The sequence below is a fragment of the Acidovorax sp. KNOB132 genome, from assembly GCF_057541515.1.
In genome coordinates, this window is record NZ_BAAJYT010000012.1 from 24,674 (window position 1) to 50,909 (window position 26,236).

The 26,236-nt window shown below is 67.2% G+C and carries 23 protein-coding genes, 1 tRNA gene and 2 pseudogenes; 7 read left to right on the plus strand and 19 right to left on the minus strand.

The window, feature by feature from the left end; genetic code table 11:
• Positions 1 to 13 precede the first annotated feature (13 nt).
• From pepN to AC27IO_RS03755, 4 genes are all read left to right on the plus strand, one after another.
• Positions 14 to 2,734: an aminopeptidase N gene (pepN, locus tag AC27IO_RS03740; protein ID WP_498737397.1), complete on the plus strand. Its 2,721-nt coding sequence runs from the start codon at positions 14 to 16 to the stop codon at positions 2,732 to 2,734.
• A gap of 29 nt (positions 2,735 to 2,763) precedes the next feature.
• Positions 2,764 to 3,771 (plus strand): class 1 fructose-bisphosphatase, encoded by a 1,008-nt coding sequence (locus AC27IO_RS03745; RefSeq protein WP_272568522.1) that lies wholly within the window; start codon positions 2,764 to 2,766, stop codon positions 3,769 to 3,771.
• Between the two features lie 11 nt (positions 3,772 to 3,782).
• Positions 3,783 to 3,858, plus strand: a tRNA-Thr gene (locus AC27IO_RS03750).
• A gap of 293 nt (positions 3,859 to 4,151) precedes the next feature.
• Positions 4,152 to 4,640, plus strand: a complete 489-nt coding sequence (locus tag AC27IO_RS03755; protein WP_284431497.1) for a hemerythrin domain-containing protein — start codon at positions 4,152 to 4,154, stop codon at positions 4,638 to 4,640.
• A gap of 136 nt (positions 4,641 to 4,776) precedes the next feature.
• On the opposite strand, the gene AC27IO_RS03760 is transcribed toward AC27IO_RS03755, so the two are convergent.
• The 16 genes and pseudogenes from AC27IO_RS03760 to rpsB form a co-directional block, all read right to left on the minus strand.
• Positions 4,777 to 5,565 carry a TrmH family RNA methyltransferase gene (locus AC27IO_RS03760; RefSeq protein ID WP_498737383.1) on the minus strand — a complete coding sequence of 263 codons (789 nt, stop codon included), beginning with the start codon at positions 5,563 to 5,565 and terminating at the stop codon, positions 4,777 to 4,779.
• On the minus strand, positions 5,562 to 6,284 hold the full coding sequence (gene rnhB, locus AC27IO_RS03765) for a ribonuclease HII (protein ID WP_498737384.1): 723 nt from the start codon (positions 6,282 to 6,284) through the stop codon (positions 5,562 to 5,564). Before rnhB ends, AC27IO_RS03760 begins: the two co-directional genes overlap by 4 nt.
• A complete protein-coding gene (gene lpxB, locus AC27IO_RS03770) occupies positions 6,256 to 7,425 on the minus strand; it encodes a lipid-A-disaccharide synthase (RefSeq protein ID WP_498737385.1) in 1,170 nt (389 codons plus the stop codon). The genes rnhB and lpxB overlap by 29 nt, the downstream gene beginning before the upstream one ends.
• A 5-nt stretch (positions 7,426 to 7,430) precedes the next feature.
• Positions 7,431 to 8,222 carry an acyl-ACP--UDP-N-acetylglucosamine O-acyltransferase gene (gene lpxA, locus AC27IO_RS03775; RefSeq protein ID WP_284411994.1) on the minus strand — a complete coding sequence of 264 codons (792 nt, stop codon included), beginning with the start codon at positions 8,220 to 8,222 and terminating at the stop codon, positions 7,431 to 7,433.
• Between the two features lie 22 nt (positions 8,223 to 8,244).
• Positions 8,245 to 8,685: a 3-hydroxyacyl-ACP dehydratase FabZ gene (fabZ, locus tag AC27IO_RS03780; RefSeq protein WP_092744676.1), complete on the minus strand. Its 441-nt coding sequence runs from the start codon at positions 8,683 to 8,685 to the stop codon at positions 8,245 to 8,247.
• A 13-nt stretch (positions 8,686 to 8,698) separates the two neighbouring features.
• The gene (lpxD, locus tag AC27IO_RS03785) at positions 8,699 to 9,679 is read right to left on the minus strand and encodes a UDP-3-O-(3-hydroxymyristoyl)glucosamine N-acyltransferase (RefSeq protein WP_284431493.1); all 981 of its coding nucleotides are present in this window, start codon (positions 9,677 to 9,679) and stop codon (positions 8,699 to 8,701) included.
• A gap of 27 nt (positions 9,680 to 9,706) precedes the next feature.
• Complete coding sequence (locus AC27IO_RS03790) at positions 9,707 to 10,234, minus strand: OmpH/Skp family outer membrane protein (RefSeq protein ID WP_272568495.1); 528 nt, start codon at positions 10,232 to 10,234, stop codon at positions 9,707 to 9,709.
• A complete protein-coding gene (bamA, locus tag AC27IO_RS03795; protein ID WP_272568493.1) occupies positions 10,234 to 12,531 on the minus strand; it encodes an outer membrane protein assembly factor BamA in 2,298 nt (765 codons plus the stop codon). The genes AC27IO_RS03790 and bamA overlap by 1 nt, the downstream gene beginning before the upstream one ends.
• Before the next feature lie 42 nt (positions 12,532 to 12,573).
• A pseudogene (gene rseP, locus AC27IO_RS03800) lies at positions 12,574 to 13,939 on the minus strand (RIP metalloprotease RseP).
• A 27-nt stretch (positions 13,940 to 13,966) separates the two neighbouring features.
• Positions 13,967 to 15,145 carry a 1-deoxy-D-xylulose-5-phosphate reductoisomerase gene (gene ispC, locus AC27IO_RS03805; protein WP_284431492.1) on the minus strand — a complete coding sequence of 393 codons (1,179 nt, stop codon included), beginning with the start codon at positions 15,143 to 15,145 and terminating at the stop codon, positions 13,967 to 13,969.
• Entirely contained in the window at positions 15,142 to 15,996 is an 855-nt protein-coding gene (locus AC27IO_RS03810) for a phosphatidate cytidylyltransferase (RefSeq protein ID WP_317358394.1), read from the minus strand. Before AC27IO_RS03810 ends, ispC begins: the two co-directional genes overlap by 4 nt.
• 12 nt (positions 15,997 to 16,008) lie before the next feature.
• Positions 16,009 to 16,740 (minus strand): polyprenyl diphosphate synthase, encoded by a 732-nt coding sequence (gene uppS / locus AC27IO_RS03815; protein WP_284431490.1) that lies wholly within the window; start codon positions 16,738 to 16,740, stop codon positions 16,009 to 16,011.
• 32 nt (positions 16,741 to 16,772) lie between these two features.
• The gene (frr, locus tag AC27IO_RS03820) at positions 16,773 to 17,333 is read right to left on the minus strand and encodes a ribosome recycling factor (RefSeq protein WP_272568485.1); all 561 of its coding nucleotides are present in this window, start codon (positions 17,331 to 17,333) and stop codon (positions 16,773 to 16,775) included.
• Positions 17,334 to 17,381: 48 nt separating this feature from the next.
• On the minus strand, positions 17,382 to 18,104 hold the full coding sequence (gene pyrH, locus AC27IO_RS03825; protein WP_272568484.1) for a UMP kinase: 723 nt from the start codon (positions 18,102 to 18,104) through the stop codon (positions 17,382 to 17,384).
• 56 nt (positions 18,105 to 18,160) lie between these two features.
• On the minus strand, positions 18,161 to 19,087 hold the full coding sequence (tsf, locus tag AC27IO_RS03830; protein WP_284398757.1) for a translation elongation factor Ts: 927 nt from the start codon (positions 19,085 to 19,087) through the stop codon (positions 18,161 to 18,163).
• Between the two features lie 104 nt (positions 19,088 to 19,191).
• The gene (rpsB, locus tag AC27IO_RS03835) at positions 19,192 to 19,944 is read right to left on the minus strand and encodes a 30S ribosomal protein S2 (RefSeq protein WP_272568482.1); all 753 of its coding nucleotides are present in this window, start codon (positions 19,942 to 19,944) and stop codon (positions 19,192 to 19,194) included.
• A gap of 311 nt (positions 19,945 to 20,255) precedes the next feature.
• On the opposite strand from rpsB, the gene AC27IO_RS03840 reads away from it, so the two are divergent.
• The 3 genes and pseudogenes from AC27IO_RS03840 (at position 20,256) to AC27IO_RS03850 (ending at position 23,434) form a co-directional block, all read left to right on the plus strand.
• Positions 20,256 to 21,503, plus strand: a complete 1,248-nt coding sequence (locus tag AC27IO_RS03840) for an FAD-dependent oxidoreductase (RefSeq protein ID WP_498737392.1) — start codon at positions 20,256 to 20,258, stop codon at positions 21,501 to 21,503.
• 15 nt (positions 21,504 to 21,518) lie between these two features.
• Positions 21,519 to 23,083: pseudogene (locus AC27IO_RS03845) on the plus strand (NAD(P)H-hydrate dehydratase).
• 168 nt (positions 23,084 to 23,251) lie between these two features.
• Positions 23,252 to 23,434, plus strand: coding sequence for a hypothetical protein (locus AC27IO_RS03850; RefSeq protein ID WP_272568478.1), 183 nt, complete (start codon positions 23,252 to 23,254; stop codon positions 23,432 to 23,434).
• An 83-nt stretch (positions 23,435 to 23,517) separates the two neighbouring features.
• On the opposite strand, the gene AC27IO_RS03855 is transcribed toward AC27IO_RS03850, so the two are convergent.
• The 3 genes from AC27IO_RS03855 to AC27IO_RS03865 form a co-directional block, all read right to left on the minus strand.
• Entirely contained in the window at positions 23,518 to 24,210 is a 693-nt protein-coding gene (locus AC27IO_RS03855) for a hypothetical protein (protein WP_498737394.1), read from the minus strand.
• A complete protein-coding gene (locus tag AC27IO_RS03860; RefSeq protein ID WP_317358379.1) occupies positions 24,207 to 25,214 on the minus strand; it encodes an MlaD family protein in 1,008 nt (335 codons plus the stop codon). Before AC27IO_RS03860 ends, AC27IO_RS03855 begins: the two co-directional genes overlap by 4 nt.
• 144 nt (positions 25,215 to 25,358) lie before the next feature.
• Positions 25,359 to 26,162 (minus strand): MlaE family ABC transporter permease, encoded by an 804-nt coding sequence (locus AC27IO_RS03865; protein ID WP_284398774.1) that lies wholly within the window; start codon positions 26,160 to 26,162, stop codon positions 25,359 to 25,361.
• Positions 26,163 to 26,236: the final 74 nt, after the last annotated feature.

Here is a 26,236-nt window from a genome sequence, read left to right on the forward strand (position 1 = left end):
GCCCCAAGCCATGATGAGAGAAGGACACGCCACGGCCATCCACCGTGCCGACTACACCGCCCCCGCGTTCTGGATCGACACGGTGGACCTCACGTTCGACCTGGACCCGGCCAAGACCCGGGTGCTCAACAAGATGCGGCTGCGCCGCAACGCAGACGTGCCCGCGGGCGCGCTGCGGCTCGATGGCGACGAGCTGAACCTGGCGCGCGTGCTGGTCAACGGCGCGGGCACCTCGTTCAAGATGGAAGGCGGCCAGCTGGTGCTGGAGAACCTGCCGGAGGGCCACGAGCCCTTCGACCTGGAGATCTTCACCACCTGCTCTCCGACCAAGAACACGCAGCTGTCGGGCCTGTACGTGAGCCAGGGCACCTTCTTCACCCAGTGCGAGGCCGAGGGCTTTCGGCGCATCACCTACTTCCTGGACCGGCCGGACGTGATGGCCAGCTTCACCGTGCTGCTGCGCGCCGACAAGGCCGCCTACCCGGTGCTGCTGTCCAACGGCAACCTGATCGACCACGGCCCGCTGGACGACGGCCCCAACGGCGCGCGCCATTTCGCCAAGTGGCAGGACCCGCACAAGAAGCCCTGCTACCTGTTCGCGCTGGTGGCCGGCAAGCTCGTGGCGCGCGAGCAGCGCATCCGCTCGCGCTCCGGCGCCGACCACCTGCTGCAGGTGTACGTGCGCCCGGGCGACCTGGAGAAGACCGAGCACGCCATGAACTCCCTCATGGCCAGCGTGGCCTGGGACGAGGCGCGCTTCGGCCTGCCGCTGGATCTGGAGCGCTTCATGATCGTCGCCACCAGCGACTTCAACATGGGCGCGATGGAGAACAAGGGCCTGAACATCTTCAACACGAAGTACGTGCTGGCCAGCCAAGCCACGGCGACCGATGTGGATTTCGGCAACATCGAAAGCGTGGTGGGCCACGAGTACTTCCACAACTGGACCGGCAACCGCGTCACCTGCCGCGACTGGTTCCAGCTGTCGCTCAAGGAAGGCCTCACGGTCTTTCGGGACCAGGAGTTCAGCCAGGACCTGTCGGGCAGCCCCTCGGCCCGCGCCGTCAAGCGCATCGAGGACGTGCGCGTGCTGCGCACCGCGCAGTTCCCGGAAGACGCCGGCCCCATGGCGCACCCGGTGCGGCCCGACAGCTACGTCGAGATCAACAACTTCTACACCGTCACCATCTACGAAAAGGGTGCCGAGGTCGTGCGCATGATGCACACGCTGGTGGGCCGCGAAGGCTTCGCGCGCGGCATGAAGCTGTACTTCGAGCGCCACGACGGGCAGGCGGTCACCTGCGACGATTTCGCGCAGGCCATCGCCGATGCCAACCCGGACAGCGACCTGGCCCGCCTGCTGCCGCAGTTCAAGCGCTGGTATTCGCAGGCCGGCACGCCGCGCGTGCAGGCCACGGGCGTGTACGACGCCGCCGCGCGCACCTACACGCTCACGCTGTCGCAAAGCCTCGCGCCCACGCCCGGCCAGCCGCTCAAGGAGCCCGCCGTGATCCCGGTGGCCCTGGGCCTGCTGGGCGCGGACGGCAGCGCACTGCCGCTGCAACTGGAGGGCGAGGCCGCCGCGGGCGGCGCGGACCGCACCGTGGTGCTGACCGAGGCCACCCATGCGTTCACCTTCGTGAACGTGGGCTCCCAGCCCGTGCCGTCGCTGCTGCGCGGGTTCAGCGCCCCGGTGGTGCTGGACATCGACTACAGCGATGCCGAGCTGCTCGCCCTGCTGGCGCACGACACCGACGCCTTCAACCGCTGGGAGGCCGGCCAGCGCCTGGCCCTGCGCATCGCTATTAAAACAATAGCGGACGAGGCAATCAATCCGCCGGCAGGCACACCTATTGAGCAACAGATCGTGCCCGACAGCTTCGTGGAGGCCATGCGCGGCGTGCTGCGCCACCCCGCGCTGGACGCGGCCTTCAAGGAACTGGTGCTCAGCCTGCCCTCCGAGGGCTACATCGCCGAGCACCTGGACGTGGTGGACCCGCAGCGTGTGCACGCCGTGCGCGAAGCAATGCGCGCGCAGCTCGCCGTCGCGCTGCAGCCGGAGTGGGAAGCCATCTGGGCGCAGCACCACGACACGGGCGCCTACCGCCCCGATGCGATCTCGGCCGGCCGCCGCGCGCTGTCGGGCCTGGCGCTGTCCATGCTGTGCCTGGCGGCCCGCACCACGGGCGACAGCGTGTGGCCGGGCAAGGCGTACCAGCGCTTCAAGGACGCCGGCAACATGACCGACCGCTTCAACGCCCTCACGGCGCTGGTGTACAGCGGCCATGCCCTGGCCGAGCCGGCGCTCGCGCGCTTTCACGCCCTGTTCAAGGACGAGGCCCTGGTGCTGGACAAATGGTTCTCGCTGCAGGCGGGCGCGCCCGACCGCGGCGGGCAGGTGCTGGCCGCCGTGCAGCAGCTCATGAAACACGCGGACTTCAGCCTCAAGAACCCGAACCGCGCACGCAGCGTGATCTTCAGCTACTGCAGCGCCAACCCCGGGGGCTTTCACCGGCTGGACGGCGCGGGCTACCAGTTCTGGGCCGACCGGGTGCTGGAGCTGGACACGCTCAACCCGCAGGTGGCGGCGCGGCTCGCCCGGGCACTCGACCGCTGGAAGAAGCTGGCCGATCCCTACCGCGGCGCGGCGCGCGACGCCATCGCCCGCGTGGCGGCCAAGCCCGACCTGTCCAACGATGTGCGCGAGGTGGTCACCCGCGCGCTGGCCGACTGATCACGTCCAAAAAATAGGAAACCCCCTCCATGGCAAAAACCATCAGCCTCACCCGCTACCTCGTCGAACAGCAGCGGGTGGACGGCCTCATCCCCTCGCAGCTGCGCCTGCTGCTCGAAGTGGTCGCCCGGGCCTGCAAGAGCATCAGCCACGCCGTGAACAAGGGCGCGCTGGGCGGCGTGCTGGGCACGGCCGCCAGCGAGAACGTGCAGGGCGAGATCCAGAAGAAGCTGGACATCATCGCCAACGAAGTGCTCATCGAAGCCAACGAATGGGGCGGCCACCTCGCGGCCATGGCGTCCGAAGAGATGGACAGCATCTATGTGGTGCCCAACCGCTATCCGCAGGGCGAGTACCTGCTGCTGTTCGATCCGCTCGACGGCTCCTCCAACATCGACGTGAACGTGAGCATCGGCACCATCTTCAGCGTGCTGAAAAAGCCCGAAGGCCACCCCGGCGTCATGACCGAGGACTTCCTGCAGGCCGGCACCCAGCAGGTGGCCGCGGGCTACTGCATCTACGGCCCCCAGACCACGCTGGTGCTGACCGTGGGCGACGGCGTCGCCATGTTCACGCTGGACCGCGAGCAGGGCTCGTTCGTGCTGGTGGAAGAGAACGTGCGCATTCCCGAGGACACCAAGGAATTCGCCATCAACATGAGCAACATGCGCCACTGGGACACCCCGGTCAAGCGCTACATCGACGAATGCCTGGCCGGCACCGAAGGCCCGCGCGGCAAGGACTTCAACATGCGCTGGATCGCCAGCATGGTGGCCGACGTGCACCGCATCCTCACGCGCGGCGGCGTGTTCCTGTACCCCTGGGACAAGCGCGAACCCAACAAGCCCGGCAAGCTGCGCCTGATGTACGAGGCCAATCCCATGAGCTGGCTCGTCGAGCAGGCCGGCGGCGCCGCCACCAACGGCAAGCAGCGCATCCTGGACATCCAGCCCACGCAGTTGCACGAGCGCGTCAGCGTGGTCCTGGGCTCAAAAAATGAAGTGGAACGCGTGACACGCTACCATTCCGATATATAATTCGAGTCTTCGCCGGTGTAGCTCAGTCGGTAGAGCAGCTCATTCGTAATGAGAAGGTCGGGTGTTCGATTCATCTCTCCGGCACCAAATGGAAACCCCTGATTCGCAAGAGTCAGGGGTTTTTCTTTTAGGCCTTGCATTGCGTGTGCCGGCGCTGCACAGCATCCCGGCATCGAGCGGCTGAGCGGCGGCGACCAACGTGCGTTGCCAGCACGATCCTCGCAGCCAATCCAATGATCGATGGGGCCCATGGCCCTGCCCCAACGGCCTGTCGGCCGAAGGCGAACCCGCGCAGGCCCGTGGCTTGGCGTCCTACGGCAGGGGGTAGACCACCCGTGCAGCATGGCCTTCCCCACACACACCATCGACAAGGAAATCCCATGACCACCACCCGTGCACCCCGAGACGCCTGCTCCCTGCTCGATGCGGACCATCGCGCCGTCAAGAAAATGTTCAAGGAATACGAATCGCTGATGGAGTCCCGCTCCAAGGCGGCCGCCACCCAGCGGTTCGAACTGGCGCGCCAGATCTGCCGCGAGTTGACCGTGCATGCGCAGATCGAAGAAGAGATCTTCTACCCCGCCCTGCGCGATGCCATCAAGGACACCGACCTCCTCGCCGAAGCCGAAGTGGAGCACGCCAGCGCCAAGGACCTGATCGCGCAGATCGAGGCCGCCAGCGCCGCCGATGAAATGTTCGATGCCAAGGTGACCGTGCTGGGCGAGTACATCGACCACCACGTGAAGGAAGAGCGCAACGAGATCTTTCCGAAGGCACGTGCCGCCCGCAAGCTCGACCTCGTGGCCATGCGCGAAACGCTCGAAGCCCGCAAGGAAGAGCTGATGGCGGGTGAAGAAGCAATGGCCTGACGACCCTGGCGGGTGGCCCTCCCTCAGGGCGGCCTTGCCGCGAAACGCAGGGTCGGCGCTGCGATGCGCTTACCGCCCTCTCTGACCGCCCTGACCAAGGTCTGCCCGCATCGCTGAAAGCCTGCGGGCCGAGCCGTCAGGTGCGGCCCATCTCCGCCGCCGCAGCGCTCGCATGCAGGCAGATCGCGGCCGCCGCACCCACATTCAACGATTCCTCCCCGCCCGGCTGGGCAATGCGGATCAGGCGGCTCGCGCGCTCCTGCAACGCCGGTGACACGCCCTGCCCTTCATGCCCCATGACCCAGCCGCAAGGCCAGGGCAGTTGCGCCCGGTGCAGGAATTCGCCGCCGTGCGAACTGGTCGCCAGCAGGGGCAGGCCGAGCGCATCGATGTCCGTCGCATCGAGCCCCTCCACCAGCCGCAGGCCGAAATGGGCCCCCATGCCGGCCCGAAGCACCTTGGCGCTCCACAGCGCCGCCGTGCCCTTGATGGCCGCGATCTGTCCGAAACCGAATGCCGATGCACTGCGCAGGATGGACCCCACATTGCCGGCGTCCTGCAGGCGGTCGATCACCACGGTGGACACGCCGGGCACCAAGGCGGCGGCTGCAGGCATCTCCAGCACGAAGCCCATGTGCGCCGGGGATTCGAGGCCGCTGACTTCCGCCCAAAGGGGATCGGCAATCACTATGTTTTTGATAGCAGCATGCCAGTAGCTTTCTTGTGCTTCAGGCCAAAAAGACTCCGCATACACGGCCACCGCCGGCTGCAGCCCCCGGGCCAGCGCCGCACGGCACAGGTGGTCGCCTTCCAGCCATACCCGGCCCTGCTTGCGGTAAGCGCTGCTGTCCTGCGCCAGGCGCCGCAGGTCCTTGACGAACGCGTTGCCGCGCGACTGAACGAAGGTGACGTTGTCCGAGGTCATGCCGGTTGCCACTCCGACTGCACCAGGCCCTGCGGCGCTGGCAACGCGTGCGCCCCATCCACGGTAGGCACCGCAGGCAGCGGGAGCACCGCCGCGTTGCCCCGCACGAGGGCCGCGGCCACGGGCGAAAACGAGCGGCGGTGGTGCGGGCAAGCGCCATGCTGCTGCAGCGCCGCCATGTGCTCGGCCGTCCCATATCCCTTGTGGCCGGCAAAGCCGTATTGGGGATATTCCAGGTGCAATTGCGCGCACCAGCGGTCCCGCGTGACCTTGGCCAGGATCGACGCCGCAGAAATGGCCTGCACCAGCGCATCGCCCTTGACGATGGCGTCCGCGGGCACTTCCAGCACGGGCAGCCGGTTGCCATCCACCAGCACACGCACGGGCTTCAGGCGCAGCCCCTGCACCGCGCGCTGCATGGCCAGCATGGTCGCCTGCAGGATGTTGATGGTGTCGATCTCTTGCACGCTGGCCTCGGCCACCGCGCAGCACAGGGCCTTGGCGCGGATCTCGTCGTACAGCGCTTCGCGGCGCGCGGCGGTCAATGTCTTGGAATCGGCCAACCCGGCGATCGGATTCTGGTCGTCAAGGATCACGGCGGCGGCCACCACCGGGCCGGCCAGCGGCCCGCGCCCGGCTTCGTCCACCCCGGCCACCAGGCCCGGGGGATGCCACGGCAGGGCCGCCTGCTCAGACGGCAAGGATTTTCTGGATCGCATCGGCGGCCAATCGGGGGGTGTCGCGGCGCAGGGTTTCGTGCAGCGCGGTAAAGCGCTGCTCCAGCGCCGCCAGCGTGTCGGGAGATTGCGTAGGCGCGTCGAGCCACTGCGTCACGGCCGCGGCCAGCGCCTCGGGGGTGGCGGCGTCCTGGATCAGCTCGGGCACGACGAATTCGCCGCAAAGGATGTTGGGCAGACCCACCCACGGCTGCAGCTGCTTGCGCCGCATGAGGCGCCAGCTGATGGGGTGCATGTGGTAGCCGATCACCATGGGCCGCTTGAACAGGGCCGCCTCCAGGGTGGCCGTGCCGCTGGCGATCAGCGTGCAGTCGCAGGCCGCCAGCACGGTGTGCGACTGGCCTTCGACGACCTGCACGGCCTCGGCCATGCCGCATTCGCGCACCACCTGCTCGATGCGCTCACGCAGCGCCGGCACAGCCGGGATGACCATGCGCAGCGCCGGGCGCGCCTGGCGCAGCAAGGCAGCCGCCCGCAGGAACGGCGTGGCGATGTAGTCCACCTCGGCCGAACGGCTGCCCGGCAGGATGGCCAACACCTCGTCGCCGCGGGCCAGCCCAAGCCGGGCACGCGCCGCCTCGCGGTCCGGCTGCATGGGAATCACATTCGCCAGCGGATGGCCGACGTAAGTGGCCGCAATGCCGTGGCGGGCCAGGAGCGCGGGCTCGAACGGGAAGATGCACAGCACGTGGTCGGCGCTGCGCTTGATTTTGTCGATGCGTTCGGCACGCCAGGCCCAGATCGAAGGGCACACGAAGTGCACCGTCTTGATGCCGGCCGCACGCAGGTCGGATTCGAGTCCCAGGTTGAAATCGGGCGCATCCACGCCGATGAAGACCTGCGGCGGGTCCGAGAGCAGCCGCCGCCTCAATTGCTTGCGGATCTGCACGATGCCCCAAAGCCGGCGCAGCAGCTCGACGCTGTAGCCGTGCACGGCCAGGCGCTCGCTGGGCCACCAGGCGGTGAAGCCCCGCCGCTGCATCTGCGGCCCGCCGATGCCCTGCCCCACCACGCCCGGCCACTGTGCCTGCAGGCCGTCGAGCAGCAGGCCCGCCAGCAGATCGCCAGAGGTTTCGCCTGCCACCATCGCGATGCGCGGTGCCGGTTGGAGGGAAGGCGCCATCGCCGTCAGCGCGCGATGCCGCGCGAGGAGTTGGCGATGAAATCCAGCAGCAGCGCGATGTCGGGCGCGGCCTCGCCGTGGACCGACGGCAGTTCGGCGATCGCCTGCCGTGCCGCGTCCAGCGTGAGGCCCTGGCGATACAGCAAGCGGTGCGCCTGCTTGATCGCGGCGAGCCGGTCGGCCGAGAACCCGCGCCGGCGCAGGCCTTCAAGGTTCAACCCGCGCACGGACAGCGGGTTGCCGTCCACCATCATGAAGGGGGGCACGTCCTGCGAGATGTGGCTCGCGAACCCGGCCATGACGTGCGCGCCCACCTTGGTGAACTGGTGTACGCCCGTGAGGCCGCCGATGATGGCGTGGTCACCCACGTGCACATGGCCGGCCAGCGTGGCGTTGTTGGCCAGCACGGTGTGGTGGCCGACCACGCAGTCGTGGGCGATGTGCACGTAGGCCATCACCCAGTTGTCGTTGCCGATCGTGGTCACGCCCCGGTCCTGCGCCGTGCCGGTGTTGAACGTGCAGAACTCTCGGATCGTGTTGCGGTCGCCGATGCGCAGCTCGGTGGGCTCGCCGGCGTACTTCTTGTCCTGCGGCGCGGCACCCAGGGAGGCGAACTGGAAGATCCGGTTGTCTTCGCCGATCGTGGTGCGCCCTTCGATGACGCAGTGCGCGCCCACCGAGGTGCGCGCACCGATCGTCACGTGCGGGCCGATCACCGCATAGGGGCCGATGGCCGCGGAGGCGTCGATCCGCGCTGCGGGGTCGACGATGGCTGTGGAGTGGATGCTGCTGGTCACGTGCCGCCCTGCCCTCGCAGCGTCAGCCCACGGTGCGCATGGTGCACATGATCTCGGCCTCGCAGGCCACGCTGTCGCCCACGCGTGCAAGGCCCTTGAACTTGTAGATGCCGCCCTTGATACGGTCCAGATCCACTTCCAGGATGAGCTGGTCGCCCGGCTCCACGGGGCGCTTGAAACGCGCACCGTCGATGCCGACGAAATAGAACACCTTGTCGTCGCCGGGCGCCTCGCCCATCATGTCGAACGACAGCAGGCCCGCGGCCTGCGCCAGGGCTTCGAGCATGAGCACGCCAGGCATCACGGGCCGGCTCGGGAAATGCCCCGTGAAGAAAGGCTCGTTGATCGTGACGTTCTTGAGCGCCTGGATGCGCTTGCCCCTTTCGAGTTCGACCACGCGGTCCACCAGCAGAAACGGATAGCGGTGCGGCAAGAGCTTGAGAATTTGGTGGATATCCATCATTGGAAGATGCGGTCTAACCGTCTTTTCGAGTTTGTTCGAGGGCCTTGATCCGTTCGCGCAGGCTGTGAAGCTGCTTGAGCGTGGCCGCGTTTTTTTCCCACTTCGCATTTTCGTCGATGGGGAACATGCCGGTGTATTGACCCGGCCGGGTCAGCGATCGCGTGACCACCGTGGCCGCCGACACGTGCACGTGGTCGGCCAATTCGAGATGCCCCAGCACGATGCCTCCGCCCCCCACCGTGCAATGCGCGCCGATGGTCGCGCTGCCCGCCACCCCCACGCACCCCGCCATGGCGGAATGCCGGCCGATGCGCACGTTGTGGCCAATCTGGATGAGGTTGTCGAGCTTCACGCCATCTTCGATGACCGTGTTTTCCAGTGCGCCGCGGTCGATGCAGGTGTTGGCGCCGATCTCGACGTCGTTGCCGATGTGCACGGCCCCCAGCTGCTCGATCTTGATCCACTCGCCGCCCTGCGGCGCGAAGCCGAAGCCGTCGGCCCCGATCACCACGCCGGCATGCACGATGCAGCGATCGCCGATGTGGCAGTCCTCGCCCAGCGTCACCCGCGATTTGAGCACCGTGCCTGCACCCACGCGCGCACCGCGCTCCACCACGCACAGCGGGCCGATGAAGGCCGTGGAATGCACCGTGGCGTCCGGGTCCACCACCGCGCTGGGATGGATGCCCTGCGGCACCGCCACGGCGTGCGCGCGCTTCCACAGCTGCGTGGCACGCGCGAAATACACGTACGGCTCGTCCGCGACGATGCACGGCCCCCGGGCCAGCCCGGCCTCGCGCATCGATGGCGCCACAATGACACAGGCCGCCCGGGAGGCGGCCAGTTGCTGCTGGTAGCGCGGATGGCTTAAAAAAGCCAGGTCACCGGGACCTGCAGACTCCAGGGGAGCGATGCGGTGGATCTCTCCGTCCCTCTCGCCCCCCTCCAGCGTGCCGCCCAGCGCATCGACGATCTGCCCCAGAGAGAGGCTCACGCCGCGCGCCCCGTCAGCCGACGGCCATCACTTGGCGGGCGTGGCAGCAGCGGCATTCAGTGCCTTGATCACTTTGTCGGTGATGTCGTGCTTGGGGTTGATGTAGACGGCTTCCTGAAGGATCACGTCGTACTTCTCGGCCTCGGCGACCTGCTTGACGACCTTGTTGGCGCGTTCCAGCACCTGGCCCAGCTCTTCGTTCTTGCGGGCGCCCAGGTCTTCCTGGAACTCACGGCGCTTGCGCTGGAAGTCGCGGTCCTGGTCGACCAGCTGGCGCTGGCGGGCCGTGCGCTGGCTCTCGGCCATCGTGGGCGCTTCGCGCTCGAACTTCTCGGTGGCGGACTTCAGGCTGTTGCCCTGCTCCACGAGGTCCTTCTCACGACGGGAGAACTCCTGCTCCAGCTTGGCCTGGGCCGCCTTGGCGGTGCTGGCCTCGCGGAAGATGCGGTCGGTGTTGACGAAGCCGGCCTTGAACTCCTGCGCCTGTGCAGGCACGGCTGCACCGAGCGTGCCCAGCAAGAGAACGAGGGGAATATGGCGGGAGAGAGATTTCATTAGAAAGACGTTCCGATCTGGAATTGCAGTTTCTGGATTCTATCGCCGGCGAACTTGCGCACCGGTTGCGCAAAAGCGAGGCGAAGCGGACCGAGCGGAGAAATCCAGCTCAGGCCCAGGCCGGCAGAGACACGCATGTCGCTGAGGGTGACCTTTTCATCTTCGCCATACACGTTGCCCGCATCCACGAAAGTGAACACGCGCAGCGTGCGGTCGTTGCCCGCACCTGGGAACGGTGCGATCAACTCGGCATTGAGCGTGACCTTCTTCGGTCCGCCCAGCGACGCACCCGTCACGTCGCGTGGACCCAGCGTGCCCTGGTCGAAACCACGCACGGAGCCCAGGCCGCCCGAGTAGTAGTTCTTGAACACCGGGAACGGCCGGCCGTTCATGCCCTTGCCCCAGCCGAACTCGCTGTTGAAGGCCATGGTGAACTTCTTGTTCAGCGGCACATACTGCTGGAACTGGTAATTGCCGCGGACATAGCGCGCATCGCCGGCCACCGACCATTCGGTGTTCAGGCGCTGGTAGCGGCCCGAATTGGGTGCCAAGGCGCTGTCGCGGTCATCGCGCGACCAGCCGATCGTGAGCGGAATCGCGGTGCTGCTGGAGCCGTAGGTCGTGGCATACGACAGGTACGCAGCGGGAATGTTGGTGCCCAGCTTGATCCGCGTCTGTTCGAGGCCGCCCCCGAAGAACACGGTATCGGTTTCGCTGAAGGGGATGCCGAAACGCACACTGGTACCCGCAGTGATCAGCTCGTAGTTGCCGCCCTGGTCCTCGTACGGCTTGTCAGTGCGGTAGTACAGATCGAGCGTGCGCGAGATGCCGTCCCGCGTGAAGTACGGGTTGGTGGTGCTGAACACCAGCGTGCGGCGGTATTTGCTGGTGTTGACGTCCACCCCGAGGTAGTTGCCCGAACCGAACACATTCTCTTGCTTGATGCTGAACGACAGCGAGACCTTTTCCGCACTTGAGAAGCCCGCGCCCAGCTGCAGCGAACCGGTGGGCTTTTCGGCCACGTTCACCACCAGGTCCACCTGATCGGCCGAGCCCGGCACTTCCTGCGTTTCCACATTGACTTCGGTGAAGAAGCCCAGGCGGTCCACGCGGTCACGGGACAGCTTGATCTTGTCGCCGTCGTACCAGGAGGCTTCGTACTGGCGGAACTCGCGGCGGATCACTTCGTCGCGCGTGCGGTTGTTGCCGCTCACGTTGATGCGGCGCACGTAGGCACGGCGGGCCGGCTCGGCGCGCAGCACCAGGGCCACGCGGTTGTTCTCGCGGTCCACTTCGGGCACCGCTTCGACGCGCGCGAACGCGAAGCCGAAATTGCCGAAGTAGTCGGTGAATGCCTTGGTGGTTTCGGCCACCTTGTCGGCGTTGTAGGGCTCGCCGGGCTGAATGGTGATCAGCGACTTGAACTCGTCGTCGCGGTCCAGGTAATTGCCTTCGATCTTCACGCCGGAGACCACGTAGCGCTGGCCTTCGGTCACGTTGACGGTGATCGTGATGTCCTGCTTGTCCGGGGAGATGGCCACCTGCGTGGAGTCGATGCGAAACTCGAGGTAGCCGCGCGCCAGATAGTAGGAACGCAGGGTTTCCAGATCGGCGTTCAGCTTGGTGCGGGAATAGCGGTCCGACTTGGTGTACCAGCTGAGCCAGCCGCCCGTGTCCTGGTCGAACAGTCCTTTGAGCGTCGATTCGCTGAAGGCCTTGTTGCCTACCAGGTGGATTTCCTTGATGCGCGCGGGTTCGCCTTCGGTGACCGTGAACGTGAGGTTGACGCGGTTGCGCTCGATGGGGGTGACCGTGGTCACGACCTCGGCGCCGTACAGGCTCTTGTTGATGTACTGGCGCTTGAGCTCCTGCTCCGCGCGGTCGGCCAGCGCCTTGTCGAAAGGCCGGCCTTCGGTCAGGCCCACATCGCGCATGGCTTTCTTGAGCGTGTCCTTGTCGAATTCGCGGGCACCGGCGAAGTCCACGTCGGCGATGGTGGGACGCTCTTCCACGACCACCACGAGCACGTTGCCGCTGGCCTCCAGGCGCACATCCTTGAACAGGCCCAGCGCGAACAGCGCACGGATCGCCGCAGCGCCCTTCTCGTCGTTGTAGTCGTCACCCACGCGCAGCGGCATCGATGCGAAGATCGTGCCCGGCTCGACGCGCTGCAAACCCTCCACCCGGATATCCTGCACCTTGAACGGCTCCAGGGCCCATGCCGCATTGGCAGCAAAAACCATGGCGGCCACGGCACAAGCCTTGCGCACGCCCAAGCGATTGAATTGTTTTTTCATGAGTGAACTGGTACCGCGCGGTGAACGCGCGCGGCAAAAAGGTTAGCCAAAAAGCCGGGTGATATCGTTGAACAGGGCGATGGACATCATCAGGAGAAGCACCGCCACGCCGCCGCGCTGCAATCGCTCCATCCAGGCGTCGGACACGCCCTTGCCGGTCACGCCTTCCCAAAGATAATACATCAGGTGCCCACCGTCCAAAACCGGCAGCGGAAGCAGGTTCAGCACACCCAGACTCACGCTGATGAGGGCCAGAAACACCAGGTACTGCGTGAGCCCCATGCTGGCCGAACGGCCCGCGTAATCGGCGATGGTGAGCGGGCCGCTGAGGTTCTTGAGCGAGGCTTCGCCGATCACCATGCGCCCCATCATGCGCAGGGTCAGGGCCGACACCTCCCACGTGCGCACCACTCCGTTCCACAATCCTTCGAGCGGCCCGTGCCGCACGGTCACGAACTCTGGCTGAGCGCCCACGAACGCTCCCACGCGGCCGACCGGGCCGGAAGGCTCGCTGTGCAAGTCCGGCAGCACATCCAGCGTCAAGGTCTGGCCGCCGCGTTCGATGCGCCACGGCTGGGATACGGCCACCCCGCCACTGACCGATGCACGGATGAGCTCCCGCAACTGCTGGCCATCCACCACATTCGTCGCACCGAGCCTGACGACCAAGTCCCCCTGCCGCAATCCAGCGCGTTGCGCCGCCCCCCCCCTGGACGACCTCGCCGAGCACGGGCCGCGTCCACGGACCCACGATGCCGATCTTGCGAAAGAGCTGCGCATCCGCCTCCCGCGCATCGAATTGCGCGAGTTCCAGCACCATCTGGCGCTGCGGCGCCCCGGGCGACGGCTGCACCTGCAGGCGGACGTCGGTGCCGTCGAGCGCGCCGCGGGTCAGGAGCCAGCGCAGGTCCTCGAAGGATCGCACCGGCTCGGATTCTTCGTTGCCGAGGGCCGCTTCCAGTACGAGCTCGCCGCCTTGCAGGCCGGCTTTCTGGGCCACGGACCCGGGCACGGGGCTGGCGAGAACCGCCTTCGGCTCCTCCACGCCCATCCAGTTCACTGCGGCGTACAGCAGCACGGCGAGCAGCAGATTGGCCGCCGGACCCGCCGCCACGATCGCAGCGCGGGATCGCAACGGCTTGGCATTGAACGACAGGTGGCGCTCATGGGCATCGACGGGAGCCTCGCGCTCGTCCAGCATGCGCACATACCCGCCCAGGGGAAACGCGCCGATGACGAATTCCGTGGGCGATCCCTTGGGCTGCCAGCGCAGCAGGGGCTTGCCGAAACCCACCGAAAAACGAAGCACCTTCACGCCGCAGGCGACCGCTACGCGGTAGTGGCCGTATTCATGGACGGCGATGAGCACGCCCAGCGCGACGATGAAGGCAATGACGGTCAGCAACATGGTGTCTTTCTGCCCGGAGGCGATGGCTCAGGCGGCCAGCCGCTGCGCACTGCGCAGAGCGACGGACCGTGCTTCGGCATCCAGCGCCAGCAGGGCCCCGAGCGATTCGGGGTTGGAGGGTGTCACCGCCTCCAGAGTTGCAAGGTTCAGCCGATGAATCTGATCGAAACGGATGCGGCGCTCCAGGAACGAGGCCACGGCCACCTCGTTGGCGGCATTGAGCACCGCCGTGGTGCCGCTTTGCGCGCGCAGCGCCTGCCAGGACAGGTGCAGCCCCGGGAAGCGGGTGGCATCGGCTTCCTCGAAGGTGAGCGCGGACAGGGTGGAAAAATCCAGCCGCGGCGTTCCGCTCTCGATGCGCTCCGGCCAGGCCAGCCCGCAGGCGATCGGAACGCGCATGTCCGGCGTTCCCAGTTGCGCCAGCACCGATGCATCCACAAACTGGACCATGGAATGGATGATCTGCTGCGGATGGATCACCACCTTGATCTGCTCCGGCGCCAGATCGAAGAGCCAGCGCGCCTCGATGACCTCCAGGGCCTTGTTCATCATGGTGGCCGAATCGACCGAGATCTTTCGCCCCATCGAGAAATTGGGATGGGCGCAGGCCTGCTCCGGCGTGACATCGCGCAGCGTGGCCGGCGCCCGGGTGCGAAATGGCCCGCCGGATGCGGTGAGCAGAATGTGGTCCACGCGGCGGGCCCAGGTCTGCGGGTCTTCGGGCAGGCATTGGAAGATCGCCGAATGCTCGCTGTCGATCGGCAGCAGCATGGCCCCGCCCTCCCGGACGGCGGACATGAAGACCTCACCGCCCACCACCAGCGCCTCCTTGTTGGCGAGCAGCAGGCGCTTGCCGGCGCGGGCCGCCGCAAGGCAGGGGCCCAGGCCCGCAGCGCCGACGATGGCGGCCATCACCACGTCCACCTCTTCGTGGGAGGCAATGGTGTCCAGCGCGTCCGGGCCCTGCAAGACCCGCGTTGCCAGACCATGCGCCGCGAGCCGCTCCTCCAGCAGGCGCGCATGCGGCGCGCTGGCCATCACGGCGAAGCGGGGCTGGAAACGGACACATTGCGCCAGCAGGGCGTCGACCTGCGTGGCAGCGCTCAGGGCGAACACCTCGTAGCGCTCGGGATGACGTGCCACCACATCCAGGGTGTTGGTACCGATGGACCCCGTGGATCCCAGGACCGTGATGCGTTGTTTCATGCGGAAGCGAAGTGGGTCAACATCATGGCCAGCGGCAAGGTGGGCAACAGCGCATCCACGCGATCGAGCACGCCGCCGTGGCCCGGCAACAAACCGCTGCTGTCCTTGGCGCCGATGCTGCGCTTGACGAGGGACTCGGTCAGGTCGCCCATCACGCTCATGGCCGCCATGAACACGGCACCCAGCAACAGCAGCCACCAGCCGCGCGCGAACAGGTGGGTATAGAAACTCGCGACCGATGCACTGGCGGACGCGTCGGCGACCACCCAGGCCACCGCCAGAACCACCACACCGGCCATGCCGCCCCACACGCCTTCCCAGCTCTTGCCGGGGCTGATCGAGGGGGCCAGCTTGTTCTTGGTGAAGCGCAGGCCGAAAGCCCGGCCTGCGAAATACGCAAAGATGTCTGCCACCCAGACAAGAACCAGGATCGACATCAGAAAATTGATGCCCGCCATGCGCGCCTGCACCGCGGCCAGCCACGCCAGCCACAGCACGAACACGCCGCCGACCAGCCGCACGGCCTTGGGAACCTGGGGCCAGCCCTGGACACCCGCGCGCAGCATCCAGGCGCCGACAAGCACCCAAGCGGCGCCACCCAGGGTCCACAGCCAGGCCAGCGGTTGCTGCAGCCAGCCCATTGACCAGCTCGCCGCGCAAAGCGCGACGCAAGCGGCCCCCACCCCCACGGCCGCGCCAGAGCCCAGCCCTTGAAGCCGACCCCACTCCCAGGCACCCGCGGCCATCAAGACCAGGATGACCGTGGCAAAGGGCCACGGAGACGGGTAAAAAAGCGCAGGCAGCAAAATGGCCAGCAGGACGATGGCAGTGATGACGCGCTGTCGAAGCATGGAAAAGCCCTTTCAGACCTGCAGCGAGGCAGGTGACGACGCCAATATTTGCTCGGATGTCTTGCCGAAACGGCGCTCTCGGGCATTGAAGGCGGCAATGGCCTCATCCAGGGCCTTGCCGTCGAAGTCCGGCCAAAGCCGGTCACTGAAGTAGAACTCGGAATAGGCAGACTGCCACAGCAGGAAATTGCTGATGCGCATTTCTCCACCCGTGCGGATCACCAGGTCCGGATCCGGCACGTGCGCCAGGCCCATGGCCGCATGCAGGCTGGCCTCGGTGATGGGCTCGCCCCGCGCCGCGACGGCCGCAGCGGCCTGCGCGATGTCCCAACGGCCGCCATAGTTGAAGCAGACGTTCAGGACCAGGCGGGTATTGTGCGCGGTGTCCAGCTCGGCCTGGCGCAGGCCCGCCCGCACCTTCTCCGACAGCCCGGCTTTCTCGCCCACGAAATGCAGGCGCACTCCGTCTTTTTGCAGTTGGGGGACTTCCCGGGACAGCGCCTTGGCCAGCAAGTCCATGAGTCCCGAGACCTCATCGGCAGGCCGGTTCCAGTTCTCCGAAGAGAAAGCGAACACCGTCAGAACGGCCACGCCCCGCTCCACGCAGGCCTGCGCGCAGCGTTTGAGAGACTCCACGCCCTGCTTGTGCCCCGCCAGCCGCGGCAGGAAACGGCGCGTGGCCCAGCGGCCATTGCCATCCATGACGATGGCAACGTGGTGCGGAATGACCGAAGAGGCGGACATGCAGGGCAACGATCGATTCCCGGAACCGGGGATCAGACCGCCATGATTTCCTGTTCCTTGCCGGACACCAGCGCATCGACTTCGGCGATGTGCTTGTCGGTGACCTTCTGGATCTCGGTTTCCGAACGCTTCTGGTCGTCTTCGGAGGCCAGCTTGTCCTTGACCAGCTTCTTGACGGCTTCGTTGGCGTCACGGCGCAGATTGCGCACGGCGATCTTGGCGCTCTCGCCTTCGTTGCGCGCGAGCTTGGTCATTTCCTTGCGGCGCTCTTCGCTCATGGGAGGCATGGGCACGCGGATCAGGTCGCCCATGGAAGCGGGGTTCAGGCCCAGATCGCTTTCGCGGATGGCTTTCTCGATCTTGGCACCCATGCCTTTTTCCCAGGGCTGGACGCTGATGGTGCGCGAGTCGATCAGGGCCACGTTCGCCACTTGCGACAACGGCACGAACGAGCCGTAGTACTCGACCTGCACGGAATCGAGCAGCGCCGGATTGGCCCGGCCGGTGCGGATCTTGGACAGATTGTTCTTGAACGCCACGATGGACTGGTCCATCTTGGTTTCTGCATTCTTCTTGATATCGGCAATGGTCATGTTTTTCTCCTCAGCATGAAGCCAGGCGCGCCGGAGCGCGCCCAACGCTCAAGCGTACACCAGCGTGCCTTCGTCCTCACCCATGACCACGCGCTTGAGCGCGCCGTGCTTGATGATGGAAAACACGCGGATCGGCAACTTCTGATCACGGCACAGGGCAAACGCTGTCGCATCCAGAATCCCCAGATTGCGCGACATGGCCTCGTCGAACGTGAGCTTGGTATAGCGGGTCGCCGTTGGGTCCTTCTTGGGATCGGCGGTGTACACACCGTCCACCTTGGTCGCCTTCAAAACCACCTCGGCGCCGATTTCGGCACCCCGCAGCGCTGCCGCGGTGTCGGTGGTGAAAAAGGGATTGCCAGTACCGGCGGCAAACACCACCACCTTGCCCTCTTCCAGGTATTGCAGGGCCTTGGGGCGCACATAGGGCTCGACGACCTGCTCGATGGCGATCGCCGACATCACACGCGCAGTCAATCCCTGCTTGTCCATGGCGTCGGCCAGTGCCAGCGCGTTCATGACCGTGGCCAGCATGCCCATGTAATCGGCGGTGGCGCGGTCCATGCCGACCGAGCCGCCGGCCACACCGCGGAAGATGTTTCCACCACCGATCACCACGGCCACCTGCACACCCATGCGGGTGACCTCAGCGATCTCCTCCACCATCCGGACGATGGTGGCACGGTTGATGCCGAAGGCATCGTCCCCCATGAGCGCCTCGCCAGACAACTTGAGCAAAATGCGCTTGTGGGCTGGTGCAGCGATGGACATGGGGACTTCTCCGTGGGGCAATGGAATGGCGGGTGAGGTGGCGATGGGGTCTGCGATCAAGCGGCAGACTTGGCGGCTGCCACCTGGGCGGCCACTTCGGCAGCGAAGTCGTCCACCTTCTTCTCGATGCCTTCGCCGACCACGTACAGCGTGAACGCCTTGACCGTGGTGTTGGCGCCCTTGAGCATCTGGCCCACGGACTGCTTGCCGTCGGCGGCCTTCACAAAGACCTGGTCGAACAGGGACACTTCCTTGAGGTACTTCTGCACGCCGCCTTCAATGCGCTTGCTGACGATTTCGTCGGACTGCACGGCCTTGCCCTCGGCTTCCGCCTTGGCCTTGTCTTCCGCGGCCTTGGCAGCGGCAACCGAGCGTTCCTTCTCGATCAGGTCGGCAGGCACGTCGGCGCTGGTCAGCGCGACGGGCTTCATGGCAGCGATGTGCATGGCCACGTCCTTGGCAGCGGTTTCGTCGCCTTCGAACTCGACCACCACGCCGATGCGGGTGCCGTGCAGGTAGGAGGCCAGCTTGTTGCCGGAGAAGTGCTTGAAGCGGCGGAACGACATGTTCTCGCCGATCTTGCCGATCAGGCCCTTGCGCACTTCTTCCAGGGTGGGGCCGAAGCCGTCCTGGCTGTAAGGCAGTGCACCCAGGGCTTCCACGTTGGCGGGATTGTGCTTGGCCACCAGTTCGGCAGCGGCCTTGGCCAGCGCGAGGAAGCTGTCGTTCTTGCTCACGAAGTCGGTTTCGCTGTTCACTTCGATCAGCCCGCCGGTCGTGCCGTCAATGTAGCTGGCGACCACGCCTTCCGCGGTGATGCGGGCGGCGGCCTTGCCGGCCTTGGTTCCCAGCTTCACGCGCAGCAGCTCTTCCGCCTTGGCCAGGTCGCCTTCGGCTTCCGTCAGGGCCTTCTTGCATTCCATCATGGGGGCATCGGTCTTTGCGCGCAGTTCGGCGACCATGCTTGCGGTAATTGCAGCCATCTTTTTCTCCAGTCTCAGTTCAGTTCGTTACAGCATTCGGGCTAAAAAAAAGGGGGCTAACCAGGAGCCCCGCTTTCATTCGCGACAGGTCGCGCGGCCGGGAATCAGGCAGCGGTTTCTTCCACTTCCACGAATTCGTCAGAGCCTTCGGCAGCCACGGCCTTGACCACGTCGTTCACGGCATTGGCACGGCCTTCGATGATCGCGTCGGCGATACCGCGGGCATACAGGGCCACAGCCTTGGCCGAGTCGTCGTTGCCAGGGATCACATAGTCGATGCCTTCGGGGGAGTGGTTGGAGTCCACCACGCCGATCAGCGGAATGCCCAGCTTCTTGGCTTCAGCCACGGCGATCTTGTGGAAGCCCACGTCGATGATGAAGATGGCATCGGGCAGTGCATTCATTTCCTGGATGCCGCCGATGTCCTTTTCCAGCTTTTCCATTTCGCGGGTGAAGGTGAGCTGTTCCTTCTTGCTCATGGCGTCCAGGCCGCCTTCTTGCTGGGCCTTCATGTCCTTCAGGCGCTTGATGGAGGTCTTGACCGTCTTGAAGTTGGTCAGCATGCCGCCCAGCCAGCGCTGGTCGACATAGGGCACACCGGCGCGCTGCGCTTCGGTGGCGAGGATTTCGCGGGCCTGGCGCTTCGTGCCGACCATCAGGATGGTGCCGCGGTTGGCGGTGAGCTGCTTGGCGAACTTTTGGGCGTCCTGGAAGAGCGGGAGCGACTTTTCCAGGTTGATGATGTGGATCTTGTTGCGATGGCCGAAGATGTACGGAGCCATCTTGGGGTTCCAGAAACGGGTTTGGTGACCGAAGTGGACACCGGCTTCCAGCATTTCGCGCATGGTGACGGACATGAGAATTTCTCCGAAGGTTAGGTCTAAAATCCAGCCCCAATAACTGCCGGCTTGCAAGAAGAAGGCAGCACCTTGAAAGGGCTGGTTTGCGATTTGTCTTGCCAGGTTGTCGGCCACGCACTGCGCAGCCACCAGCAAAACCCAAAGATTCTAGCATGGCAGATTGACCGAGCCCAAACGGACCCTTGCGCCATCGGCGCGGCCGGCGCCGGCGGGGCCCGCCTGGAAACAGGCCCTTGGAAAACACAAAAAACAGTAGCAGCCAGCGCAGTGTCCATTAGCGCTGGTGCCTGAAAGAGCTCAGAAACCAAATGCACATCGCCATCGTGGGCGCCGGGATCGTCGGCGTCACCACTGCTTACGAACTGACGTGCGACGGCCACGAGGTTTCGGTTTTCGAACAACGCAGCGCCGCGGCGGAGGAATCGAGCTTCGCCAATGCCGGCCTGTCGTCACCTGCCCTTCTCATTCCCCTGGCGGCCCCCGGCATCGGCGGCCCGCAAAGCACCCGGCTGTGGGGACGCCATGCGGCGGTGCGGCTCGCGAAAGGGGTAACGGCTTCCGAGCTGCGATGGCTCTGGCGTTGGCGCAAGGCTGGCCGCTCGCCGGCCCTTCCGATGGCCCTTGCCGCACTGGAGCAACTGAGCCGCTACAGCCAGGCGCGCATGCGGTGGGTGTCGGAGCAGCTGCAGGTGGACGCGGAAACCGGCCGCGGCGCGCTGGTCCTGCTGCGCACGGTCGAAGACCTGGCGCACGTGCAGCCGGCCCTGCAACTGCTGCGGGACGCGGGCATGGCCATCCACGACGTGGATGCCGAGACCGCCCGCCAGATCGAGCCGGGCCTGTCGCCCGACAGCCCCCTGATCGGCGCTCTGCACATTCCCGACGGCGAGTCCGGCAACTGCCGTCTCTTCGCCCAGATGCTGCGCTACGCCGCGCAGGAGCGCGGGGCGCAATTCCATTTCAATGCCCAGGTCACCGGGCTGGATGCGGCGCCCGCGGGTCTGCGGATCGCCGGCGAGACGCTGCCCCGCCGGTTCGATGCCGTCGTCGTCTGCGCCGGCGTGGCGGCGGTGGCGCTGCTGCGCCCCTTGGGTGCCGAGCTGCCGATGGCCGCGCTCCATGGCTACTCGATCAGCGCCCCGGTGCGCGAAGACTCCCATGCCCCGCAAGGATCGGTCGTGGACCCGCTCCATCGGGTGACGATCACGCGCCAGGGCCAACGCGTGCGCATCGCGGGCGGCGCCGAGCTCGGCCGGGGCGATGGCGCGCACCATGCGCCCACGCTGCAAACGCTGTACCAGGCCATCTCCGGCTGGTTTCCCGGCGGGGTGCAGGTTTCATCCGGCCAGGTGCAGGTGTGGCGTGGTGCCCGCCCCACCCTGCCGGACGGTGCCCCGGTCGTGGGTCCGAGCGGCCTGCCGGGGGTGTGGGTGAACGCCGGCCATGGCGGCTGCGGCTATGCGCTCGCCAGTGGCAGCGCGCGGGCCCTGGCCGACCTGATGGCCCAGCGCGCGCCCGAGGTGGATCTGCAGCACTTCGCGCTGCGCCGCTTCTGAGCCGGACCCGACGCCATGCGCTCCGAGCCGCCCGCAGCAACAGCGCCGCAGCCCGCCCTTCGCCGGATCACGGCCGATCAGCCCCATCCCCTGTTCGATACACAGGCCACACGCCGGATCGAACAGGCCCTGGCAGCGCAATGCCCCCCGCACACCCTGATGCAGCGGGCCGGTTGGGCGGTGGCCCGGCTGGCCCAGGCCATCGCCCCGCACGCGCGCAACGCATGGGTGGTCTGCGGTGCGGGCAACAACGGCGGGGACGGCCTGGAAGCGGCGTTCCACCTGCACCGGGCGGGGCGCATCGCCACGGTGACCTGGCTGGGCCGGCCGGACACGGTGCCCCCCGATGCGCTCGCGTCCTATCGGCGTGCCGCGGCCGCGGGTGTCGTTTTTTCCGATGGCCCGCCGCCGGGCATGGGGCCCGATGACGTGTGCGTGGACGCGCTGCTGGGCATCGGCCTGGCGGGCAGCGGCAAATCCCGCGCGGCTGACCCACGCATGCAGCACCTGCTGGCCCAACTGCATGCCACACCGGCGCCGTGCTGTGCGTCGATACGCCCTCCGGCCTGTCGGGCGACACGGGCCAGTTCGCGGCCGGACTGGCGCCGCCGCCGGGCGCCGCGGCGTCTGCGCGGCACACCCTGGCCTTGCTCACCTTGAAGCCCGGGCTGTTCACCGGGAACGGGCGCGACGCGGCCGGACAGGTCTGGTTCGACGACCTGGGCCGCGGAGCGACGGACGTGGCGCCCTGCGCCTGGCTGGCGACAGCGCCACCGCCCGCCCACCGCGCGCATGCCAGTCACAAAGGCAGCTACGGCGATGTGGCGGTGGTGGGCGGAGAAGGGCTGCGGGCCCGGGGCATGGGCATGGCGGGCGCGGCGCTGTTGGCGGCATCGGCGGCGCTGCACGCGGGCGCCGGGCGGGTGATGGTGGCCGTGCTGGACGGGGCCGACCTGTCCCTCGACCCCATGCAGCCGGAATGCATGTTCCGGCGCTTCGACGCGCTGCACCTGGAGCAAGGCACCGTGGTCTGCGGATGCGGCGGGGGCGAGGCCATCCGGGCGGTGCTGCCGAAGGTCCTGGCCGAGGCGCACCGCCTGGTGCTGGATGCGGATGCGCTCAATGCCGTGGCGGGCGACCCGTCCCTGGCGACGGCGCTGCGCGATCGCGCGGCGCAGCGGGGCCGGCACACCGTGCTCACGCCCCACCCGCTGGAAGCGGCCCGGCTCCTGGCGGTGGACACACCAGGCGTGCAGGCCGACCGGCTGGCTGCGGCCTCCCGGCTGGCGGACCAATTCGGCTGCGCGGTGGTGCTCAAGGGTTCGGGCAGCGTGATCGCGGCCGCGGGGCAAACGCCCTGCATCAATCCGACCGGCAACGCACGCCTGGCAACGGGCGGCACGGGGGATGTGCTGGCGGGACTGGTGGGTGCGCGGCTGGCCGCGGCGTCCGACGCGCCGAGCGCCGCCTTCGATGCGGCCATGGCAGCCTGCTGGATGCACGGCGAGGTGGCGGACCAATGGCCTGACGGCACCGCCTTGACGGCGTCGGCGCTTGCCCGGCGGCTGACGCCTGGGTGAATGGAGCCCAAAACCGTTGACTTGCGTCAACGGAGCGCAACCAACCGTAACTGTCGTCGCAACAGCCTTCCAAAAGGCCTTGTCTGACAGACCCGGCCCGAAGGCAAGCGGTGTAATGCGTTCACTCCCACCGCCGTGCAGGCCCCACCCCTTTTGAAGGACTCTGTCATGAAACGCAAAATCCACTCCGGAACCCGCGCTTTCGCAGCCTTTACGGTGACAGTGCTTCTCGCGGTGGCTGCCACCGCCATGACGCTGGTACCGGACGAGGCGGTGCAGGCCGCCGACTCGCTGGTGAATCTGCCGGGCAACCTCGAGCAGATTCTTCCCGCAGAATCGTTCCTCAACTGAGTCCGGCATCCCGGCACGGCGCGGGCCGGGGCAGTCCCCTGAATCTCCGCGCCATCCCCCTCCGCCCCCTTTGGGTTTCTGCGTCAGCGCTTTTCAGCGCTGATCCCCTGCTCCAGCACCGCCAACCGCCTGCGGGCGGCGGCAGCGGCGGGCCCATCGCCCCGTTGATCGGCACGCTGCGCCGCCAGGGTCAGCCAGGCCAGCAGCGGCCGTTGCCACCCCTGCGCGGAGGCGGCCTCCACGGCGGAGTCGACCACCTGCGGCGTCTCCCGGCCGGTTTTCACCCACACCCCCGCGGCCACCAGGCGCGACAGCGGATCGGCCAGGCCGGCTTGCGCAGCCGGGCCGGCCGCCCAGGCGCTGCGCTGCGGCTCGGGCAGGTGGGCAGCGGCGGTGCTGTCGATGGTGCCGGCCAGGTAATCGGCATAGGCCTGGTCCTGCGGCGCGGCGTCGGCACGCAGGGCCTCGAAGGCCGTGCACGGCTCGACCACCAGGCTGGCGACCTGGGCGGCGCAGCGCATGAGTTCCACGCGCGCCAGCAAGTCGGGCCGCCCCGTGCGGGCCACTTCCGCACGGGCCCGGTTCCATTCCAGCTGCGCGATGCGGGGCTCGCCCGACAGGTATGCCTCGGTGGCCTTGCGGGCCGCGCCGTGGGCATTCATCTGCCATTGCGGCGTGGGCGGCTTGGCCGAGCACGCCCAAAGGGCCAGGCAGGGGAGCAGCGCGGCGGCACGGAGCACCGGTGTACGCAGCGGGGAAGACAGCAGGGATTTCATGGCAGCTTGAGTTCCGTGTCGCGCGCAAACGGCCATTTGCGCTGGATGTCGTTGACCAGGCCCTCCACCTTGCGCAGGTTGCTCTCCACTTCGGCCCGCAAGCTGCCCAGATCGGTGGTGGCTTCTCGCGCGTTCGCGCCGATGGCCTGGGCTTCGGCCAGCACGGCATCGACCTTTTTCAGGCTCTGGCGCGTGTCGGCCAGCAGGCCGTTGAGCTGCACCACCGTGGCCCGCACCTCGGGCACGAGCCCCGGATCGCCCGCCGCTCCGAACACCTGCCGGTCGGCCTTGGCGGCCATGCCGTCGATGCGCGCCAGCAGCTGGTTGGTGCGGTCCAGCGTGGCGGTGATCTTTTTGGCATCCGCCTCGCTGCCCATGAGCACGTTGAGCGCACCGCCCGGCGCGTTGAGCCGCTCGGTCAGCGTGCGCACGTTGGACAGCGTGCCGCCCAGCGCGGCGTCCTGGGCCGTCATCGCCTGCAGGTTGGACAGCAGTTCGCGCGCCGAGGCCATGAGCTGCGGGATCTCGGCCGTGGCATCGCCGCGCAGCACGGGGCGCTCGGCGCCGTCGGCCAGCAGCGGGTCGGTGAGGATGCCGCTGTAGGCCTTGATGGTGGTGCCGCCCACGATGCCGCGCACCAGCGTGAAGACGCTGGACTCGCGCAGCCAGTGCGCGTCCTTGCGCGGCACGTCGATCAGGATGCGCACGTTGCCGTCGGGCGAGAGCTCGATGCCGCGCACCCGCCCGATCGGGAAGCCTGAAAACGTCATGTCCATGCCCACCACCACGCCCTCGGAGTCGTCGGCCGTGAGCACCAGGCGCTGCGTGGGCTCGAACACGCCGCGTGCATACAGCAGATAGAACGCCGAGCCCACGATGAGCGCCAGCGTGAACAGGAGCAGCGCCGCGGCCTTGCGCTCCAGGTTCGCCACCGGGCGCTGGGCTTCGAGCAGCGCCTCGCTGGCGGCATCGTCCGCTTCGTGGGAAGGGGGCCGCTCAGCCATGGTGCGCACCGCCGTGGGCCCGCCGGCCGAAAGCGCCGGCGGGGAAGGTCTCTGAGTCGGGCATGAAAGCGTTTCCTCGGTGAGGCCACGGCGCGCAGCGCGGGCCATGGCCGGTGTCGGTCGTGGGATGGGTCACGGAACGGGTTAGTAGTAATTGCCCAGCAGGGACGCGACTTCGATCAGCAGCAGCACGGCGAACATGCGCGCGAGCCCGCCCAGTTCGGAGCCGTGGCGGCCCCGGCCGTCGCCATTTTCGTAGAGCCCCGCCGCCATGGGAATGAGGGCCACGGCGAGGCTGAAGAACAGGGTTTTCAGCACGAACACCAGCGTGACGGCCGGCGTGAACACCTGCCCGAACATGCGCGTGTAGCTCGGCAGCCCCGCGGTGTTGAGCCCGTACACCCCGAAATAGGCCATGGCGAGCGCGACCACGCACGACAGCGCCGCAAGCGTGATGCTGGCGTAGATGCCGGCCACCACCCGGGGCAGCAGCTCCACGCGGATCGGGTCGGCGCCGTGCCGGCGCAGGCTGTCCAGGCGGCCGGCCTGGCGCATGAGGGCGAGCTGGGTGCCGTTGGGGATGGTGGTGCGCATGGCGACGAACAGCGCGGCGGTGAGCGGGATCAGCTCCAGCACCAGCACGCGGATGACCATCTCCAGCGCGTAACGCGACAGGCCGTAGCTCAGCGCCGTGACGACGACGATGCGGGTGATGACCAGGCTGACCAGCGCCGCCAGCACCGTGAACCCCAGCAGGATGGGCGCCGTGTCCTGGTACATGTGCCGCGCGAGCCGCCAGCGGGTGGCGCGCCCGTAGCTGGACGGCGAAAGCATGAGCACCAGCGCCACCGACCCGAGGTGCACGATGCGCCACCAGGCCACCGCCCAGCCCCGCGCGGCGCGCCAGATGCGGTCGATCAGCGAAGGGGATGGCAGGCCGGCGATCATGCGGCCATCATAGTGGACGGGGCGCCGGCGATGCGTAACAAAATTGGCCTCCAGCGCATATTCCACTAGGGCGT